Source organism: Paraburkholderia sp. J69-1 (assembly GCF_905220255.1).
Lineage (GTDB): Bacteria > Pseudomonadota > Gammaproteobacteria > Burkholderiales > Burkholderiaceae > Paraburkholderia.
This window is the reverse complement of the sequence record NZ_CAJMZG010000016.1, coordinates 1-16,960: the sequence shown is the minus strand read 5'-3', so window position 1 is coordinate 16,960 and position 16,960 is coordinate 1. Positions and strand designations below refer to the sequence as shown.

Sequence of the window (16,960 nt, the reverse complement as noted above, 5' to 3'; positions counted from 1 at the left end):
TTACCGGAAATTCGTGGCAGATTCGTGCAGGCGCCAGGCGTGGTGCTTGCGCGCCGGGCCGGATCAGCCGCCGCGCGGCGTCTGCAGGACGTCGACAAAACCGGACAGATCGGCCTGATCGAGCCCCATCGCGGCGCCGAGTCGCAGGATCTGCTGGACGGTGCCCGAAACCGGCATGGGCGTGCCGGTCTGTTGCGCGGCGGCGGCCACGGTATCCACGTCCTTCTGGAACGTTTTCAGGGCGCCGATCGGCGCGAGACCTTCCTGCGTCATGCGCGGCACGAAGGTGCGCAGCAGCACCGAATCGGCCCAGCCGCCCGCGAGCGCTTCGGGCAGCTTCGCGGCGTCGATGCCGCTGCGGCGTGCGAGCCCCACCGCCTCGGCGATGGCCGCTACCGTGGCCGTGACGATCGCCTGGTTGCACAGCTTGGTGGTCTGCCCCGCGCCCGCGCCGCCCATATGCGTGACGCGCGCCGAGTAAGCGGCGAGGATCGGCGAGACGGCTTCGACGTCGGCGGCCTCGCCGCCCGCCATCACCGCGAGCGTGCCCGCCTGCACCCCGCCCACGCCGCCGGAAACCGGCGCGTCGACCCAGCCCACACCCAGCGCGGCCGCGCGCGCAGCCAGTGCACGTGTCAGATCGGGCGGAATACTCGAATGATCGACGATACGGCGCACGCGCGCGGCGCCAGCGGACAGCAAACCCTGCTCGCCGAATACCGTCTGCTCGACCGCGGCGCCATCCGACACGCACAGCAGCACCACGTCCGCACGTTGCGCGAGTGCGAGCGGCGTATCCGCGACCTGCGCGCCGTCGCTCGCGAGCGCCTCGGCTTTCGCGCGCGAGCGGTTCCACACGTGAACGGCGTGACCCGCGCCCAGCAAATGGCGAATCATCGGCGCGCCCATCAATCCGGGCCCGCAAAATCCCAGTTCCTGCTTTTGCATTTTCCTTGTCTCCTGCTGCAAATTCTTCGACGCTGCATGCGCTTACAGGCATGGCCGATGCGGTCATGACTATGCCGGATCACGCGAGCGCCATGATACCCGGCAGCGTATTTCCGGTAGCGGCCGCGCGAGTGCGCGCGCACGCGCTGGCGCTTGCGAGACCGTTTCCTATACTCGATTCACGTGCCTGCACGCTGCACGCACGCCATCGCGCGCCGCCCCCATCGAGGAGACCTTGTCATGAGCGACCACGTCTACAAGCAGATCGAACTCACCGGTTCGTCCACCGTTTCCAGCGACGAAGCCATCCGATGCGCCATCGCACGCGCGTCGAAGACCTTGCGAAATCTGCACTGGTTCGAAGTCACCGAAACACGCGGTCTGATCGAGGGCGACAAGGTCATGCACTGGCAGGTGACGATCAAGGTCGGCTTGCGGATCGACGATTAAAAGCGACGCTGAAATGCAAACGGCTGCGCGCGCCGTAAAGGCGTCGCGCAGCCGCGTTACACATCAATGATCGGACGAAAGCGTGGGCGATTTGCGTCCGGGATTTGCGTCCGGGATCGACGTCGGCGTTATTTCGGCAGCGAACCGTCCACGCCTTCGACGTACCAGTTCAGGCGTTGCAGTTCGCCATCGGCGAGCGTCTTGCCGGCCGGCACCTTCACCGCGCCCGTCTGGTCCTTGATCGGACCCGTGAACACATCCCACTTGCCGCTCGCGATCGCTTCGCGCTTCGCGGCGACGGCCTTCTGCGCATCGGCGGACAGCGCGGACGTATTCACGTCGCCCAGATCGACCGCCTTCTGCGGAATGCCCCACCAGACCGGATCGTTCTTCCACTTGCCGTCGAGCACCTGCTGGATCACGGCCGTGTAGTACACGCCCCAGTTCGCTTCAACCGAACCCAGATGCGCATCCGGGCCGAACTTCTTCATGTTCGAATCCCAGCCGAACGCGTGCACGTGCTTTTCCTCGGCGGTGGCCAGCGTCGCGCTCGAATCGGTGTTCTGCAGCAGCACGTCCGCGCCCTGCCCGATCAGCGTTTCGGCGGCCTGCTTTTCCTTGCCCGGATCGAACCAGCTATTGATCCAGATAACCTTGGTGTGGACCTTCGGATTCACCGAACGCGCGCCCAGCGTGTACGCGTTGATGTTGCGCACGACTTCGGGAATCGGCACCGAGGCCACGAAACCCAGCGTGTTGGTCTTCGTCGCGTAACCGGCCGCGACGCCCGCGAGATACGCGCCCTGATACATACGCACGTCATAGGTGCCGAAGTTCGGCGCCTTCTTGTAGCCGGTCGCGTGCAGGAAAACCGTATCCGGGAAGTCCTTCGCCACTTTCAGTTCGAAGTCCTGATAACCGAAACTCGAACCGAAGATGATCTTGTTGCCCTTGCTGGCCAGATCGCGGAACACGCGCTCCGAGTCCGCCGATTCCGGCACATTCTCCACGCGCGTGATCTTGATCTTGTTGCCGAACTTCTGTTCGGCGGCCTTCGAACCCTGATCGTGCGCGAAGGTCCAGCCGGCATCGCCAGGATTGCCGAGATAGACGAACGCGACGCCCGGCGCGTCGGCGGCCTGCGCCGACGGCACGAGCGCTGCCGCGCCGCAGGTCGCGGCGACGGCAAAGGCGGTCAGGATGGTTTTTTTCATTGTGGATCTCCGGTCCCGTGAGGACGCTGCTGTCATGGTTGAGAAACTGCGAGCGTATTGGTTCAAGCGTGTTGTCGAATCGTTGTGGATACCGCTTTGAAAACGACTAGGCCGCGCCGAAGAACGACTTGCCGAGAGAAGCCGGCGCGTTAAGACGAATCGTGTTCGGATTACGCGAAATCAGCACGAGCACGACGATGGTCGCCACATACGGCAGCATGGCGAGAAACTGCGTAGGCACCGGCACGCCGATAGCCTGCGCGTAGAACTGCGCACCCGTCACTGCACCAAACAGCAATGCGCCGATCAACAGACGGCCCGGTCGCCACGTCGCGAACACCACCAGCGCGAGCGCGATCCAGCCGCGGCCCGCGGTGATCTGCTCCTGCCACAGATGCAGTTGCACGACCGAGTAATACGCGCCCGCGAGACCCGCCATCGCGCCGCCGAACGCCGTCGCGCCATAACGCACGCCAATCACCGGAAAGCCCACCGAATGCGCAACCTGCGGCGACTCGCCCACCGAGCGCAGCACGAGCCCGGCGCGCGTGCGATAGAGGAACCACGCGACCACGGCGAACATCACGAACGCGAGGTAATCGACCGGCGTCAGGCTGAAGACCGCCGGACCGACCACGGGCAGATGCGAGAGGCCCGGAATCGGCCATGCGCCGATCGTCGCCGAAGTGGCCGCCGAGGTGTACGGCTTGCCCACATACGCCGACAAACCCACGCCGAAGATCGTGAGCGAAAGCCCTGTCGCGACCTGGTTGGCGAGCATCGTCAGCACGAGGAAGCCGAACAGCAGCGACATCGCCACGCCCGCCGCCATGCCCGCGGCAAGGCCGAGCCAGGGATTGCCGCTGATCGTGGTGACGGCGTAGCCGGTGACGGCGCCCATCAGCATCATCCCTTCGACGCCCAGATTGAGTACGCCTGACTTTTCCGTGACGAGTTCGCCTACGCCCGCGAACATCAGCGGAATGGCGGCGGTAACGGCGCTCGATGCGAGCGAGCTGGCTTGCTGGATATCCATATCGTGTTGCCTTGTTTCGTATTCGGGTATGGGCGGGGTCAATGCGCAGCGGCGACAGCGTGACGGCGGCGAACGCGGTAGTTCACGAACAGGTCCGCGCCGAGCAGACAGAACAGCAGCAGGCCCTGGAACACGCCCGAAAGCGCCTGCGGCAGTTGCAGCGAGGTCTGCACCGCTTCGCCGCCGAGGTACAGCAGCGCCATCAGCAGACTCGCGAGCACGATGCCGACCGGATGCAGCCGCCCGACAAACACCACGATGATGGCCGTGAAGCCGTAGCCCGGCGACCACGTCGCCTGCAACTGGCCGATCGGGCCGGCGATTTCGCCCATGCCCGCGAGGCCCGCAAGACCGCCCGACAGCAGCAGCGAAGTCCAGATGGTTTTCTTCTCCGAGAAACCGGCGTAGCGCGCGGCCAGCGGCGCAAGACCGCCGACGCTCATGCGATAGCCCGCGAAACTGCGGCGCATGAACAGCCACACGAGCGGGATGGCCGCGAGCGTGAGAAAGATCGACGCATTCAGACGCGTGCCGCGCAGCCAGTGAATGCGCCAGTCGCCGCCGAAGGTGGGATAGAGCGCGTCGCCGCTGAACATTTCGGAGAGCGGAAAGTTCATGCCGTTCGGATCGCGCCACGGGCCGCTCACCAGCCAGATCAGCAACTGCGTGGCCACATAGGTGAGCATCAGGCTCGTGAGGATTTCATTGGTATTGAAGCGGCTCTTGAGCCAGGCGGGAATCGCCGCCCATGCCATGCCGCCCAGCACGCCGGCGATCATCATCAGAAACAGAATCCACCAGCCGCTCGCCTGATCGAAATAGATCGCCACGCCGCTCGCCGCGATGCCGCCGAGCACCATCTGCCCTTCCGCGCCGATATTCCACACGTTCGCGCGATACCCGGCCGCGAGACCGAGCGCGATCAGACAGAGCGGCGAAGCCTTGAGCAGCAGTTCCGACCAGCCGTTGACGCTCGACAGCGGCTCGATAAAGAACGCGTGCATGGCCTGCATGGGATCGCGGCCGACAAGGCCAAAAATCAGGAAGCCGATTGCCAGCGTCAGGAGCGCGGCGATCAGCGGCACGGCGATGCGCACCGTGCGGGACGGTGTCGTGCGGGCTTCTAGTCGGTAAGGAAAAATCATGGCGGTGGAATGGCTGTCGCGTTGTCGTTATACGTTGCCCGGCCTGGGCGAGGCGTTTGCGTCTGCTGGTGTTTTTGCTTTCGAGTTTGCCTCTAGGCATGCGCGGCGGGCGCAGCCGGCGCCGCGGGCGGCGGACCGCCGTTCGTCTGCGCCGCGCGCTCGCCGAACAGACCGGCCATCCAGCGGCCGATTTCCTCGGCGTTGGTTTCGCCGGTCAGACGCGCGGGCGACAGTCGGCCGCCTGCGAGCACGGCAATGCGGTCGCAGATATCGAAGAGCTCTTCCAGTTCTTCGGAGATCACGAGAATCGCCACGCCGCGCGCGGACAGATCGAGCAGCTGCTGGCGAATGAAGGCGGCCGCGCCCACATCGACGCCCCAGGTGGGCTGCGCGACCACCAGCACTTTCGGCGTCTGCAAAATCTCGCGCCCGACGATGAACTTCTGCAGATTGCCGCCCGAGAGACTTTGCGCGAGCGCATCCGGTCCGCCGCAGCGCACATCGAATGCGCCGATACAGCGTTGCGCGAACGCGCGCATTGCGCCGGTCTTGAGCCAGCCCGAGCGCACCATGCCTTCGCGATGCGCCGTGAGCAAGGCGTTTTCCGCGAGCGACATGGCGGGCACGGCGCCACGTCCAAGACGCTCTTCCGGCACGAACGCAAAGCCAAGACGACGACGCGCCGCCGCCGAAAGCCGCCCAGCGGGCTTGCCGCAAATCGATACGGAATCCGCCGCGCCGTGGCGTCCTGCCTGGGTCTGACGCGCCTCGCCCGACAGCGCCGCGAGCAGTTCGGCCTGGCCGTTGCCCGACACGCCCGCGATGCCCAGAATCTCGCCCGCATGCACGCCGAAGCTCACATCGTCGAGCGAGGTGCCGAACGGATCGTCGCTCGGCATCGACAGATGTTTGACGTCGAGCAGCACGTCGCCGGGCGTATGGGCGCGACGCGTATAGGCGGGCAACTCGCGCCCGACCATCAGGCGCGCGAGCGACGCGTGGGTTTCCTCGCGCGGAATCACGTTGCCGGTCACCTTGCCGCCGCGCAGCACGGTCGCGGTATCGCAAAGCTCCTGGATTTCGTCGAGCTTGTGGCTGATGTAGAGAATGCTGCAGCCTTCCGACGCCAGCCGGCGCAGCGTGCCGAACAGCTTGCGCACGGCTTGCGGCGTGAGCACCGAAGTGGGCTCGTCCATGATCAGCAGACGCGGGTTCTGCAGCAGGCAGCGCACGATCTCCACGCGCTGGCGCTCGCCCACCGTGAGGCTGTGCACATGGCGCTGCGGATCGACATCGAGACCGTATTGCCCGGACACTTCCCGGATGCGCGCGGACAGCGTCTTGAGATCGAATTTTTCGTCGAGCGAGAGCGCGATGTTCTCGCCGACCGTCAGCGTTTCGAACAAGGAAAAATGCTGGAACACCATGCCGATGCCGAGCTTGCGCGCCGCCGCCGGACTCGCGATCTCGACGCTCTCGCCTTCCCAGCGGATCTCGCCGGCGTCGGGGCGCACCGCGCCGTAGACGATCTTCATCAGCGTGCTCTTGCCGGCGCCGTTTTCGCCGAGCAGCGCGTGGATTTCGCCGGGTGCAACCGTCAGCGTGACGTCGTCGTTGGCGCGCACGGCCGGGTATTGTTTCGTTATGCCGGATAGTTGAAGCCGCGGTACGCGGTGATCCGCATGTTGACCCGCATGCTGGTCCAGGCCGCTCGCCTGACGTGAAGAAGAATCGCCCATGGATGTTCCGTCGCAGTACGTTATTGCTATCTCAGTGTTCGTTTGTGCTGCTGCTCGCCAGCCGTTCTACGGCCTCGCGAGGCGCCCCCGCGCCAGGTCACGATACCTTGCCGGGCGTGCCAGCGTCGAGCCGTCAAAAATCCCCGTGACACGCCGTCGTGCCTCGCGCAACAGGGACTTGTCAGGATGGCTCAGTAGATCCCTCTCTTGACGGGTCTTTTTGTCCATATTAAAAAACATATATTCCCAAAGCCCCTCGATCAGCCAAAACATATAATCGGAGATTTCATGAGCCAGCAACGCGAGGCGATCGACACGTACCTTTTGCGCGTCTTGCACACCCTCTTGATGGAACGCAGCGTGACGCGCGCGGCCGTCAAGCTCAATCAGTCGCAACCCGCTATCAGCGCGGCGCTACGGCGTCTGCGCGACATCACCGGCGACCCGCTCCTCGTGCGCGGCAAGTCCGGCATGGTGCCGACCGAATACGGCCTGCGTCTGCTCGAACCCGTGCAGAACGCCCTGCGCGAAATCGAGCGCATCCGCTTCCAGCAACATAATTTCGATCCGGCCACTTCGATCCGTTGTTACCGCATCGGCTGCCCGGACTACCTGAACGTGCTGTTCGTGCCCACCGTGGTCGAGCGGTTCCGCCAGGCGGCGCCCAATGCCACGCTCGAGTTCCATTCGCTCGGTCCGGCGTTCGATTACGAACTGGCCCTTGAAGAAGGCAAGCTCGACATCGTGATCGGCAACTGGCCCGAACCGCCCGAGCAGTTGCACCTGTCGAATCTGTTCGTTGACCAGATCGTCTGCCTGATGAGCAACACGCACCCGTTCGCCAAGCGCGGCGGGCTCACGCTCGATCAGTACCTGAACGCGCCGCACCTCGCGCCCACGCCGTATTCCGTGGGCCAGCGCGGCGCCATCGACGTGCATCTGGCGCGCGAGCGCCTGAAGCGTCATGTCGTCGTCACGCTGCCGTACTTCAATCTGGCGCCTTATGTGCTGATCAAGTCGGATCTGGTGTTCACCACCACGCGTCTGTTCGCCGATCATTACGCGCGCTTCCTGCCGCTGACGGTCGTGCCCGCGCCGCTCGACTTCCCGCCGATGCAGTATTACCAGTTGTGGCACGAGCGCTGTCACTATTCGGATGAAGTCCGCTGGTTGCGCAGCCTCGTCGCCGAAGCCACCAGGACGCTGATCGACAAGCCTTAATCACGCATTCGTCACGCGATGGCCGTTTTGCCGAACGGCCAACGCGTTCAGCCACGGGCGGCCCGCTTTTGCGCGCCGCCCGTTTTGCTTTTTGCCTATGTGCTTTGCTCGAATGCCCTGCTTATCGCGCGGCCTGGGCAAGCTGACCGGCAAGCCGGTTATGGCGCTCGATCACCGGCCCGAGTTCGACCGTTTGCAGCACGCCTTCCTTCACCACCACCCGCCCGTCGATCACCGATAGCGCGACCTGCGAAGGCGCGCAGAACGCCAGCGCCGCGACCGGATCGTGCAGCGCACCCGCAAAGAGCGGCTGACGCAGATCGAAGGCGATAAAGTCCGCCGCCATGCCCGGTGCTAGCGCGCCGATATCGTCGCGGCCCAGCACCTTCGCGCCGCCCAGCGTGGCGATTTCGAGCGCTTCGCGCGCGGTCATCGCATCGGGGCCAAAACCCACGCGCGCGAGCAGCATCGCCTGGCGCATTTCGCCCACCATCTGCGCGCCGTCGTTCGACGCCGAACCATCCACGCCCAGCCCGACCGGCACGCCCGCAAGCCGCATCTTCCGGATCGGCGCAATGCCGGACGCGAGCCTCATGTTCGAGCACGGACAATGCGCGACCCCCGTCCCCGTGCGCCCGAACAGGCCGATGCCGTGGTCGTCAAGCTGTACGCAGTGCGCATGCCAGACATCGCGGCCGACCCAGCCCAGATCCTCGGCATATTCGGCCGGCGTCATGCCGAATTTTTCGCGGCTATAGGCGATGTCGTTGACGTTTTCCGCGAGGTGCGTGTGCATCGACACGCCGTAATGCCGCGCCATGATCGCCGATTCGCGCATCAGATCGCGGCTCACCGAAAACGGCGAGCACGGCGCAACCACCACGCGCAGCATCGCGTAACGCCCTTCGTCGTGATACGTCTCGATCAGGCGCTGCGTGTCGGCGAGAATCGCGTCCTCGTTTTCGACCACCGAATCGGGCGGCAAACCGCCATCTTTCTGCCCCACGCTCATGCTGCCGCGCGCCGCGTGAAAGCGCATGCCGATGCTTTGCGCCGCGCGGATGCTGTCGTCCAGACGGCTGCCGTTCGGATAGATGTAGAGGTGATCGCTCGACGTCGTACAGCCCGACAGCAGCAGTTCGGCCATGGCCGTGAGCGTCGACACCTCGATCATTTCCGGCGTCAGGTTGGCCCAGACCTTGTACAGATTCGTGAGCCAGCCGAACAACTCGGCATCCTGCGCGGCGGGCACGGCGCGCGTGAGGCTCTGATACATGTGGTGATGCGTGTTGACGAGGCCGGGCGTGACGATATGGCCGGTCGCGTCGATCACTTCATCGGCGCTCTGCGGCAACTCCGCCGTCGGGCCGACTGCGACGATGCGGTTGCCTTCGATATACAGGCCGCCGCCGCGGATCTCGCGGCGCTCGCCGTCCATCGTCACCAGCATGTCGGCGTTCTTGATGAGCAAGGTTCGGGTGGTGGGATTGCGTTCCATCGTGTCTGTTCGCTCCGTTGTCTGTGAATCGACTGTGAATGTGAAGCAGACGCCCTTGCCACGCCGCCGTTCCACCGAAACACCGGTGCCGACGCATCCTGACGAGGACGCCGCTGGCCCGGTTACCCGGCGCCCAGCGCCGTCTTCGGGTTGCGCACAGTACCGCTGCGCGCATAACCGATACCTTCCGCAACCAAAATTCCGCTGGCAATTCGCGTAGCCGAGATACCGGAATTCAGTCCCTGCATATAAAGGTCGATTTTTGGCGCAGCTACGATGTGAATCGTGTGTGCACATGAGTGAAAACCCGCGGTTTCGTGGCCGCCAGAGCCGCCTGCAGCAAGGCTCGACGGCCAGGCTCATGCGACGGGGATTATCTTTCCTATCGCTCGCGCGATTGCGGCCCGATCGTTCTTAAAATGCGTTCACGGCGCTCGCATCGATCCGCCGACGGGTATGTAGCCACTGACGTGGAGCCTCGATCCGCCGCTTATGCATCATGGGATCGAGACGCCGCCGAAACCTCGCAATGACACCAGGAAAAGACAAGGAAAACTGCGAATGGGCAAGCTGACTACCCACGTGCTCGACACCGCGAACGGCCGTCCCGGCGCGGGCATCAAGGTCGAACTCCATGCGCTCGACGGCGACACCCGCCGCGCGCTGAAGACCGTCACGACCAACCACGACGGCCGCTGCGACGAACCGCTGCTCGAAGGCGCAGCGCTGACTACCGGCGAATACGAACTCGTGTTCCATGCAGGCGATTACTTCGCCTCGATCGGCACGAAAGTGCCGGAACCGCGCTTCGTCGATCGCGTCGTGCTGCGCTTTGGCGTAGCCGATGCCGGCGCGCACTACCACGTGCCGCTGCTCGTTTCGCCGTGGTCGTACAGCACGTACCGCGGTAGCTGATCGCTTCGGCACGCACGCGCGCTAACCCCACAGCCAACAACAACACATCGAAAGAGACAGGCGGCACATCACTGTGTCCCCGCTTTGCGGCGCTGCATTGATGCCGCCCCCGCAGTCCCGCGCGAGACGCACTGACGTCCGCGCGCAACGAATCAGGAGTGGAGGAGTTTCATGGAAGGCTTTATTACCGACTGGCTGAACCTCGCATTGCGCTGGTTCCACGTCATCGCGGCGATCGCCTGGATCGGCGAATCGTTCTACTTCGTCGCGCTCGACAACAGCCTCAAACCGCCGGTTGACCCGAACCAGAAGCGTCGCGGCGTGTTCGGCGAACTGTGGCACGTGCACGGCGGCGGCTTCTACAACATGCAGAAGTACACCGTCGCGCCGCCCGAAATGCCGGACGATCTGCACTGGTCGAAGTGGCCCTCGTACACGACGTGGCTCTCGGGCGCGTCGCTGTTCACGGTGCTTTATCTGTTCGCCCCGAACACCTATCTGATCGACAAGAACGTGCTGGATATGGGTCCGGTCGTGGCAGTCGCTTCGGCACTGGGCTTCCTGGCCGCCGGCTGGATCGTCTATGACTCGCTGTGCCGTCTGCTGGGCACGAAGGACAAGCTGCTCGGCGCGTGCGTGGGCATCTATGTCGTGATCGCCGCTTACCTCGCCTGCCACATTTTCTCGGGCCGCGCCGCGTACCTGATCATGGGCGCGATGCTGGCGACGATCATGTCGGCGAACGTGTTCTTCGTGATCATTCCTGGCCAGCGCAAGATGGTCAACGCGATGCTCAAGGGCGAAACGCCGAACCCGATCTACGGCAAGCGCGGCAAGCAGCGCTCGGTGCACAACACGTATTTCACGCTGCCGGTGGTGTTCGCGATGCTGTCGAACCACTACGCGATGACCTACGCGCATGAGTACAACTGGGCCGTGCTGGTGGTCATCATGCTGGCCGGCGCGCTGATCCGTCAGTTCTTCGTGATGCGTCATCGTGGTCAGCAGCTCTGGTATCTGCCGATCGGCGGTGTCGCGCTGATGTTCGTCGCGCTGGTCTGGACGCTGCCGCGCCCGGTCGTGCCACAAGCCGAAGCCGCTAACGTACCGACCATCAAGATCGGCGATATCCAGCCGATCCTGCAGCAGCGTTGCGCGGGCTGCCACTCGGCTCACCCGACGATGATGGGCGCAGCGCCCGCTGGCGTGATGTTCGATACGCCCGATGAGATCTCGCAGAACGCGCAGCGTCTTTATCAGCAGGCTGTGACGCTCAAGGCGATGCCGCTGGGCAACGTCACGCATATGACGGACGACGAGCGGCAAAAGATCGCGATGTGGTTCCAGGGTGGGGCCAAGCCGTAAGCGCCGCACCGCAGAGCCCTATGTAAGCAAAGCTGGAAACGAAAGGCCCGAAGCGTTTGACGCTTCGGGCCTTTTGCATGACGGGACGCTAATGTCCCTCATGTCCCTCCCCGCCGACTTTCAGCGGACGATCGGCGCGTAGTTCGAAGTCGATGTGGACACGGCCGGCGCCATGTCCATCGCGTTCAGCGCGCGCGTTGGGATCGTGCGTGGAACGTCCGGTACGACAACGCTCTCGCGAATCGGCCCGGTCTGCGCGACAGCGGGCATGTTGAGGTCTGGCACGTCCTGGCGCGTGCTGTCACTACGCGTCACGGCACTCGCTGGCTGGGCCGTGCCTGAAACGAATAGCTGCGCGTTGATTCGGGCCACCTCGTCAACGTCAAGCATGGCAGTCTGCGACAGCAGCTTGAGCAAGGCCAGCACACTGTCGTAACGCGCGCGAATCAGATCGCGACGGCTTGCGTAAAGGGAATCGGTGGCCCGCAATACATCGAGACTCGTGCGGCTGCCGGCGCCAAAGCCAATTCGCGTTGCATCGAGCGCCGCTTGCGTGCGTTGCGTAACCTGCCCCAGTGCCGCGACACGCCGCTGCCCTGCCGTCACGCGCAGCCACGCGTCACGTGCGCCTGCACCCGCATCACGCACGGCAGCGTCGAGTTCGTCGCGCGCCTTGTCTTCCATCGCCCGCGCTTCGTCCACTTTCGCGGAAATCTCGCCGCCCGACAGGATGGGAATCGTCACGGACAGCATGCCGGTCGTAGTCGTCGTGGGTCTGGCATATCCGCCGCCCGCACCGGCTGGCGTATGCGTCACCTGCAAATCCACGTTGGGATAACGTGCGGCGCGCGCTTTTTCCGTATCGAATTTCGCAACCTGTAGCTCGACTTCACCGATCTGCACGGGATAGCCGCGCGTCTGCGCCTGTGTCACCCAGGCATCGCCATCGGCTGGCTGCAACGTGGGCACTGTGCCGGGAGGCAACGGCGCGAGCGCGTCGCTTGTCTTGCCAGCGAGGCGTTCGAGCGCCGCGCGCGTAAGCCGAACCTGGCTTTGCGCATCGAGCAACTGCAATTGCGCCTGCGCATGGCTGGCCTCGCCGTCCTGAATATCCACAAGTGTGGCTTCCCCCGCCGCCTTCGCGCGCCGGATGAGCGCCAGATGGACGTCGACCGCACGCAGATAGTCGGTTGCGCGCGCAACCTCATCGTCGGCGGCAAGGGTATCGAAATACGCCTGCGACACCGACAGAATCGCGGCCTGTATCGCGCTTGCCGTTTGCAGGCGGGCACGCGCCGCGATGTAATCGGCCTGGCGATAGGCCGTCCAGTTCGACCAGTTGAAGACCGGCTGCGTCAGGCCGACCGTCCAGCCGCTCTGCCAGTAGTGCTGAGTCGGGAAATCTTCGGTCACGATGCCGTTGTAGGCGCGGCCCCAACCGCCCGAGGCATGGGGTAACAGCGCGGCGCGCGCTTTGGGGATGGCTTGCGCGGCCGCGCGGGATGCGTCGCGCGAAGCCGCAAGCGCGGGATCATGATCGAGCGCATCGCTCACGACCGACAACAGGTCGGCCGCATCTGCACGCCCCGGCAGCGGCAAGACTGCGAGCATCGCCAGCGCGGTCATGCACGTAAATCGCCGGTTTCGGAACACGCTCATGCGCAGCCCTCCATGGCGGCTTCCGCGTGCTGACGCTCGACGCGAATGAACGCGCCGTCGACCAGGCGATAGTGCTTGTCGAAGCCCTCCGCCATTGCAACGTCGTGCGTGATGACGACGACCGTGCGATCGATCTGCTGGAGCAGTGCCGAGATCCGCCGTACCGCAACCGGATCGAGATTCGAGGTCGGTTCATCGAGCAGCAGCAGTTCGCGAGGCTGATAGAGCGCGCGCGCGAGCAGGAGCCGTTGGCGTTGCCCGGCGTAAATATTGGCCAGCGAATCGCTGATAACGGTGCGCGTGCGCATGGGCAAACGCATGACATCGTCGAGCAGACCAACCGCTTCGAGCAGCGTCAGAATGCGCGCTTCGTCAGGATTGCCCTCGAAGAGCGAGATGTTGTCGGCGATCGAGCCGTGCAGGATGATGTCGCCCTGCCGCATGTGGGTGGCATGGCGACGGATTTCATCGACGCTCAGATTGGGCCAGGCGATTCCATTGAGCGTGATCTCGCCGCGCTGTGCGGTTTCGGATGCAGCCAGCAATTTGAAGAGCGTCGACTTGCCGACGCCCGACGGCCCGGTGATCACGATCTTGTCGCCGCGTACGATGTCCAGGCTGGCGTCGGTGAGAATGGGCTGGTCCGAGATGCCGTACGAGAACGTCACGGCACGCACGGCGATGCGCTCGAAGCGGTTCACCTCCACGGTCCTGTGGACATCGGCCAATGCGGTGTAGCGCTCGGGCTCGCACGCCACGATGTCGTCGACGCGCGCGACCGGCACGCTCAGCATGCTGTACGAGAAAGCAGCGTTGATCGCCAGCGCAATGCGCTCTGAAAACAGCGACTTGTAGATCATGAACGAATAGAACGCGCCCACGGACAATGCGCCGCCAAGCATCAACTTTGCCGCGAGCCAGGTGACCGCGAGGGTTTCCGCGTGCGCCAGCAGCTTGAGCGCCGCTTCGCGCGTGGCCGTCAGACGACTGCTCTGAAAAAGAGCCGACGCGTAGGTTCGAAACAGTTCCATGAAACGCGCGACGCGCCGCGTTTCGCCTTGCGAGAGCTTGATGAGCGACGCACCGCGCACGGTTTCGAACAGCGCGTCGTCGCAGCGGGCGCTTTCCTGGAGCACGCGCGCGTGCGTATCGCGCATCGATGCGAACATGAGCGCTGCAACCAGTACGTACGCGGTGAAAATCGCCAGAACAAGCGCGGAAAGCTTCGTGTCCTGGATGAACATCATAAGCAGCGCGAGCACGCCGACCGTGACGTCGACGCAAAACGACACCACGGAACGCGAGGCGAATCCGTTGATCTCGTCCTGCGCCTTGAAGCGCGTAAAGATGTCACCGACGTTGCGCTTCTCGAAATACGAAACCGGCACGCGCAGCAAATGCGCGAATAAACCTTGCGTCGCGCTCACGCTCACACGCGCATACAACAGTTCGACGAGCACGCCTTGCACGTACTGCCCCAGCGCGCCGATGAGAAAAATCGATCCGAACGTCAGCGCCAGTACATTGAGCAGCGAAAGGTTATCCTCCGCCACCACGTGATCGAGCACAAAGGAGCCAAAGTACGGTTGCGCGAGGATGGCAAACTGCGCGCCCACCGCGACAAACAGGATCTTCGCGGCATGGCTGCGCAGTTGCGGATTGAGCGCGCGCAGGCGTGCAAGCGCTTCGGGCACACGGGAGCGCCGTTTGATCCGCACGAGCGCCTGCGTAGGTGCGCACTCGATCAGATAGCCCGAAACGCAGGCGACGAAGGTATCCAGGGCGATGCGCCGGCGCCCCACCGCCGGGTCGATCAGATGGACGTAGTGCCGTGTTGCGCGCTCGAACACGACAAAGTGCGCGCCGCCGAAATGAATAATCGAGCCCTGCTTCACCTCGCCGATCTGCGAAGCGTCGAAGCGGAATGCCTGGACTTCGAGGCCGTAATCGGTCGCCACGTCGTACAGGTCCATCAGCGAGAGACCGTTCGCGGAAATGGGCCGGTAAGCGGAAAGCTCGCGAACCTCGGTTGCACGCCCTGAATGCGAAAGGACCATCGCAAGGCATGCGTAGCCGCATTCGGCGACTTCGTTCTGGTAGATCACCTGCATCTCAACCTCGGACAATCTTGAACAGCGGCTCGAGCACCCACTCGGCGATGGTTCGCCTTTCGACGACGACGCTCGCCGTAGCCTGCATGCCCGGCAGGATGTCGAAATGCTGCGCGCCGTAATCGAAGGTATGGCCGCTCAATGTGACCCATGCAACGTACTCGTCACCTGTCGACGGAGTCGCCCCTTTGGCGGCAGCCAGCGCCGCCGCCGACGCGGGCGCAGCCGCAACCGTGGTGCTTGAGATCGAATCTATCCGCGCTTCGTAGGAGCCGAAGCGCACGTAAGGAAAGGCGTCGAACTTGAGACGAACCGTTTGCCCTTCGCGTACGAAACCACGCCGGCGCGACGGAATGCGCAGTTCGGCGCGCAATGGCTGTGATCGATCGGTGACGATCACCATCGCGATATCGGACGACTCCAGCGTGCTGCCCTGCACAAGCCGCGAGAATGTGACCTCGCCGGCCTTGGGCGCGGAAATCGTGGCGTCGCGCCGGCTTTGCTCGAAGCGCGCATCGGCTTCCTGCAGATCGCGCGCGTGACTCGCGTCGAGTTCCTTCAGTTGGGCAGTCAGCGTTGTCTGGGTGTTTTTCAGATCGGCCAGCGTGGCCTCGACCTGTTGACGCCGGGAAGCGGATTCCGCCCGCGCAATGCGGCCCTGATGCAGTTCCGCACGCGCCTGTTCGACACGATCGGCGGGCACGTAATCGGCAACGGATTCGAGTCGTGTGACCTTCTTTTGCGCCTCGTTGACCAGCAGCGTATTCTGGTCCGCCTGCACGTCGAGTTGGGCAAGCGCCGCATGCTGGCTCGCTTCGTTCGTCCGCGCAGTCGCAAGCTGGCTCGTGAGATCGATATGCTTCTGCACGTATAGAGCGTCGGCGGCACGACGCTCTTCGTCGCGGACCTGGGCATCGAACGCGCCACGTCGCGAACCGTCGCTCGCGAGTGACAAATCACGCTCGAGCCGAAAAAGCGGCTGGCCGGCGCTCACGTGCGCAGGCGGCTGGACATAAATGGCAGAGACGAGCCCGCTCTCCCCCTGCACCTTGATCTCAGCAGGCGACACGATCTCGCAGCGCACGTCCTGTTTCAATTCGACTTCATGTGTGAAGGCGAAAACGACGCCGACCAGCACGACCGCCGACGCCACATAGGCAATCCAGCGCCAATGAATATCCCGGAACTCGGGAAGAAAGATCGGTTCCACGTTGTGATAGATCCCCGTAGCCCGCCTTGCAGGCCAACTTGTGATTCCCGGCTTCTTGCGCCAGCTGTTTCGTTGTTGTGCTTATCGATCGCTACGTTCCGGCAGTTGCGCTAGCGGGTCGCGGCGAAGTGATAGACCGACGGATGCCCGGCGTAGAGCCAATGCGGATAGTTTTCCTTGCGCGCGGCTTCGATATCGCTGGCGACAGACTGCGGCGCATCGGCCCTGGCTAGTGCGATGGGTTCGAACACCCGCACGCTGAAGCGCCCATTTTCGAAGCGCAGATAAAACGACAGCAGCCAGACATCAAGCGGCGCGCCAAGCCGGAAAACGCCGTTGTGCAGGCGTGCTGGACGCCCGCCGATTGTCACGCCGGTCGTCTCCATGGGAAATTTCGCCAATGCAAAAGGCGGGACGTCCGAAAACACGACGGCGACGCCGTCACGGCG

The 16,960-nt window shown here is 63.9% G+C and carries 13 protein-coding genes and 1 pseudogene; 4 read left to right on the top strand and 10 right to left on the bottom strand.

The annotated features are described in order from the left end of the window. Window positions 1-63 precede the first annotated feature (63 nt). On the bottom strand, window positions 64-969 hold the full coding sequence (locus U5A67_RS26225; protein WP_321816465.1) for an NAD(P)-dependent oxidoreductase: 906 nt from the start codon (window positions 967-969) through the stop codon (window positions 64-66). A 219-nt stretch (window positions 970-1,188) separates the two neighbouring features. Here U5A67_RS26225 and U5A67_RS26220 point away from each other — a divergent pair, with 219 nt between their 5' ends. Beyond that, entirely contained in the window at window positions 1,189-1,398 is a 210-nt protein-coding gene (locus U5A67_RS26220; RefSeq protein ID WP_205981695.1) for a dodecin, read from the top strand. Between the two features lie 128 nt (window positions 1,399-1,526). Here the strand turns inward: U5A67_RS26220 and U5A67_RS26215 are convergent, their stop codons facing one another. The 4 genes from U5A67_RS26215 to U5A67_RS26200 form a co-directional block, all read right to left on the bottom strand. Next, window positions 1,527-2,612 carry a BMP family ABC transporter substrate-binding protein gene (locus tag U5A67_RS26215; protein ID WP_205981696.1) on the bottom strand — a complete coding sequence of 362 codons (1,086 nt, stop codon included), beginning with the start codon at window positions 2,610-2,612 and terminating at the stop codon, window positions 1,527-1,529. Between the two features lie 106 nt (window positions 2,613-2,718). Further along, complete coding sequence (locus tag U5A67_RS26210; protein WP_321816464.1) at window positions 2,719-3,648, bottom strand: ABC transporter permease; 930 nt, start codon at window positions 3,646-3,648, stop codon at window positions 2,719-2,721. 38 nt (window positions 3,649-3,686) lie between these two features. Continuing rightward, window positions 3,687-4,793, bottom strand: coding sequence for an ABC transporter permease (locus U5A67_RS26205; protein ID WP_205981698.1), 1,107 nt, complete (start codon window positions 4,791-4,793; stop codon window positions 3,687-3,689). Between the two features lie 92 nt (window positions 4,794-4,885). Continuing rightward, the gene (locus U5A67_RS26200) at window positions 4,886-6,532 is read right to left on the bottom strand and encodes an ABC transporter ATP-binding protein (RefSeq protein ID WP_321816463.1); all 1,647 of its coding nucleotides are present in this window, start codon (window positions 6,530-6,532) and stop codon (window positions 4,886-4,888) included. Window positions 6,533-6,820: 288 nt separating this feature from the next. Between U5A67_RS26200 and U5A67_RS26195 the strand changes: the two genes are divergently transcribed. Then, window positions 6,821-7,753, top strand: a complete 933-nt coding sequence (locus U5A67_RS26195) for a LysR substrate-binding domain-containing protein (protein WP_027814783.1) — start codon at window positions 6,821-6,823, stop codon at window positions 7,751-7,753. A 121-nt stretch (window positions 7,754-7,874) separates the two neighbouring features. Here U5A67_RS26195 and U5A67_RS26190 read toward each other — a convergent pair whose 3' ends face one another. Beyond that, window positions 7,875-9,251: an 8-oxoguanine deaminase gene (locus U5A67_RS26190; RefSeq protein WP_321816462.1), complete on the bottom strand. Its 1,377-nt coding sequence runs from the start codon at window positions 9,249-9,251 to the stop codon at window positions 7,875-7,877. 561 nt (window positions 9,252-9,812) lie between these two features. Between U5A67_RS26190 and uraH the strand changes: the two genes are divergently transcribed. Together uraH and U5A67_RS26180 are read left to right on the top strand one after the other, a co-directional pair. Beyond that, on the top strand, window positions 9,813-10,166 hold the full coding sequence (uraH, locus tag U5A67_RS26185) for a hydroxyisourate hydrolase (RefSeq protein ID WP_205981701.1): 354 nt from the start codon (window positions 9,813-9,815) through the stop codon (window positions 10,164-10,166). A 171-nt stretch (window positions 10,167-10,337) separates the two neighbouring features. Continuing rightward, on the top strand, window positions 10,338-11,531 hold the full coding sequence (locus tag U5A67_RS26180; RefSeq protein ID WP_321816461.1) for a urate hydroxylase PuuD: 1,194 nt from the start codon (window positions 10,338-10,340) through the stop codon (window positions 11,529-11,531). A 120-nt stretch (window positions 11,532-11,651) separates the two neighbouring features. Here the strand turns inward: U5A67_RS26180 and U5A67_RS26175 are convergent, their stop codons facing one another. The 4 genes and pseudogenes from U5A67_RS26175 to U5A67_RS26160 form a co-directional block, all read right to left on the bottom strand. Next, complete coding sequence (locus U5A67_RS26175) at window positions 11,652-13,190, bottom strand: TolC family outer membrane protein (RefSeq protein WP_321816460.1); 1,539 nt, start codon at window positions 13,188-13,190, stop codon at window positions 11,652-11,654. Continuing rightward, window positions 13,187-15,301 (bottom strand): peptidase domain-containing ABC transporter, encoded by a 2,115-nt coding sequence (locus U5A67_RS26170; RefSeq protein WP_321816459.1) that lies wholly within the window; start codon window positions 15,299-15,301, stop codon window positions 13,187-13,189. The genes U5A67_RS26175 and U5A67_RS26170 overlap by 4 nt, the downstream gene beginning before the upstream one ends. Before the next feature lies 1 nt (window position 15,302). Continuing rightward, entirely contained in the window at window positions 15,303-16,511 is a 1,209-nt protein-coding gene (locus U5A67_RS26165; protein ID WP_321816458.1) for an HlyD family secretion protein, read from the bottom strand. A 110-nt stretch (window positions 16,512-16,621) separates the two neighbouring features. Beyond that, window positions 16,622-16,960: pseudogene (locus tag U5A67_RS26160) on the bottom strand (hypothetical protein); the annotation flags it as partial.

What these genes read in the sequence shown, in the direction of transcription:
- U5A67_RS26220 (WP_205981695.1), top strand. Translation starts at nt 1,189, where the DNA reads ATGAGCGACCACGTCTACAAGCAGATCGAACTCACCGGTTCGTCCACC.
- U5A67_RS26215 (WP_205981696.1), bottom strand. Translation starts at nt 2,612, where the DNA reads ATGAAAAAAACCATCCTGACCGCCTTTGCCGTCGCCGCGACCTGCGGC.
- U5A67_RS26210 (WP_321816464.1), bottom strand. Translation starts at nt 3,648, where the DNA reads ATGGATATCCAGCAAGCCAGCTCGCTCGCATCGAGCGCCGTTACCGCC.
- U5A67_RS26205 (WP_205981698.1), bottom strand. Translation starts at nt 4,793, where the DNA reads ATGATTTTTCCTTACCGACTAGAAGCCCGCACGACACCGTCCCGCACG.
- U5A67_RS26200 (WP_321816463.1), bottom strand. Translation starts at nt 6,532, where the DNA reads ATGGGCGATTCTTCTTCACGTCAGGCGAGCGGCCTGGACCAGCATGCG.
- U5A67_RS26195 (WP_027814783.1), top strand. Translation starts at nt 6,821, where the DNA reads ATGAGCCAGCAACGCGAGGCGATCGACACGTACCTTTTGCGCGTCTTG.
- U5A67_RS26190 (WP_321816462.1), bottom strand. Translation starts at nt 9,251, where the DNA reads ATGGAACGCAATCCCACCACCCGAACCTTGCTCATCAAGAACGCCGAC.
- uraH (WP_205981701.1), top strand. Translation starts at nt 9,813, where the DNA reads ATGGGCAAGCTGACTACCCACGTGCTCGACACCGCGAACGGCCGTCCC.
- U5A67_RS26180 (WP_321816461.1), top strand. Translation starts at nt 10,338, where the DNA reads ATGGAAGGCTTTATTACCGACTGGCTGAACCTCGCATTGCGCTGGTTC.
- U5A67_RS26175 (WP_321816460.1), bottom strand. Translation starts at nt 13,190, where the DNA reads ATGAGCGTGTTCCGAAACCGGCGATTTACGTGCATGACCGCGCTGGCG.
- U5A67_RS26170 (WP_321816459.1), bottom strand. Translation starts at nt 15,301, where the DNA reads ATGCAGGTGATCTACCAGAACGAAGTCGCCGAATGCGGCTACGCATGC.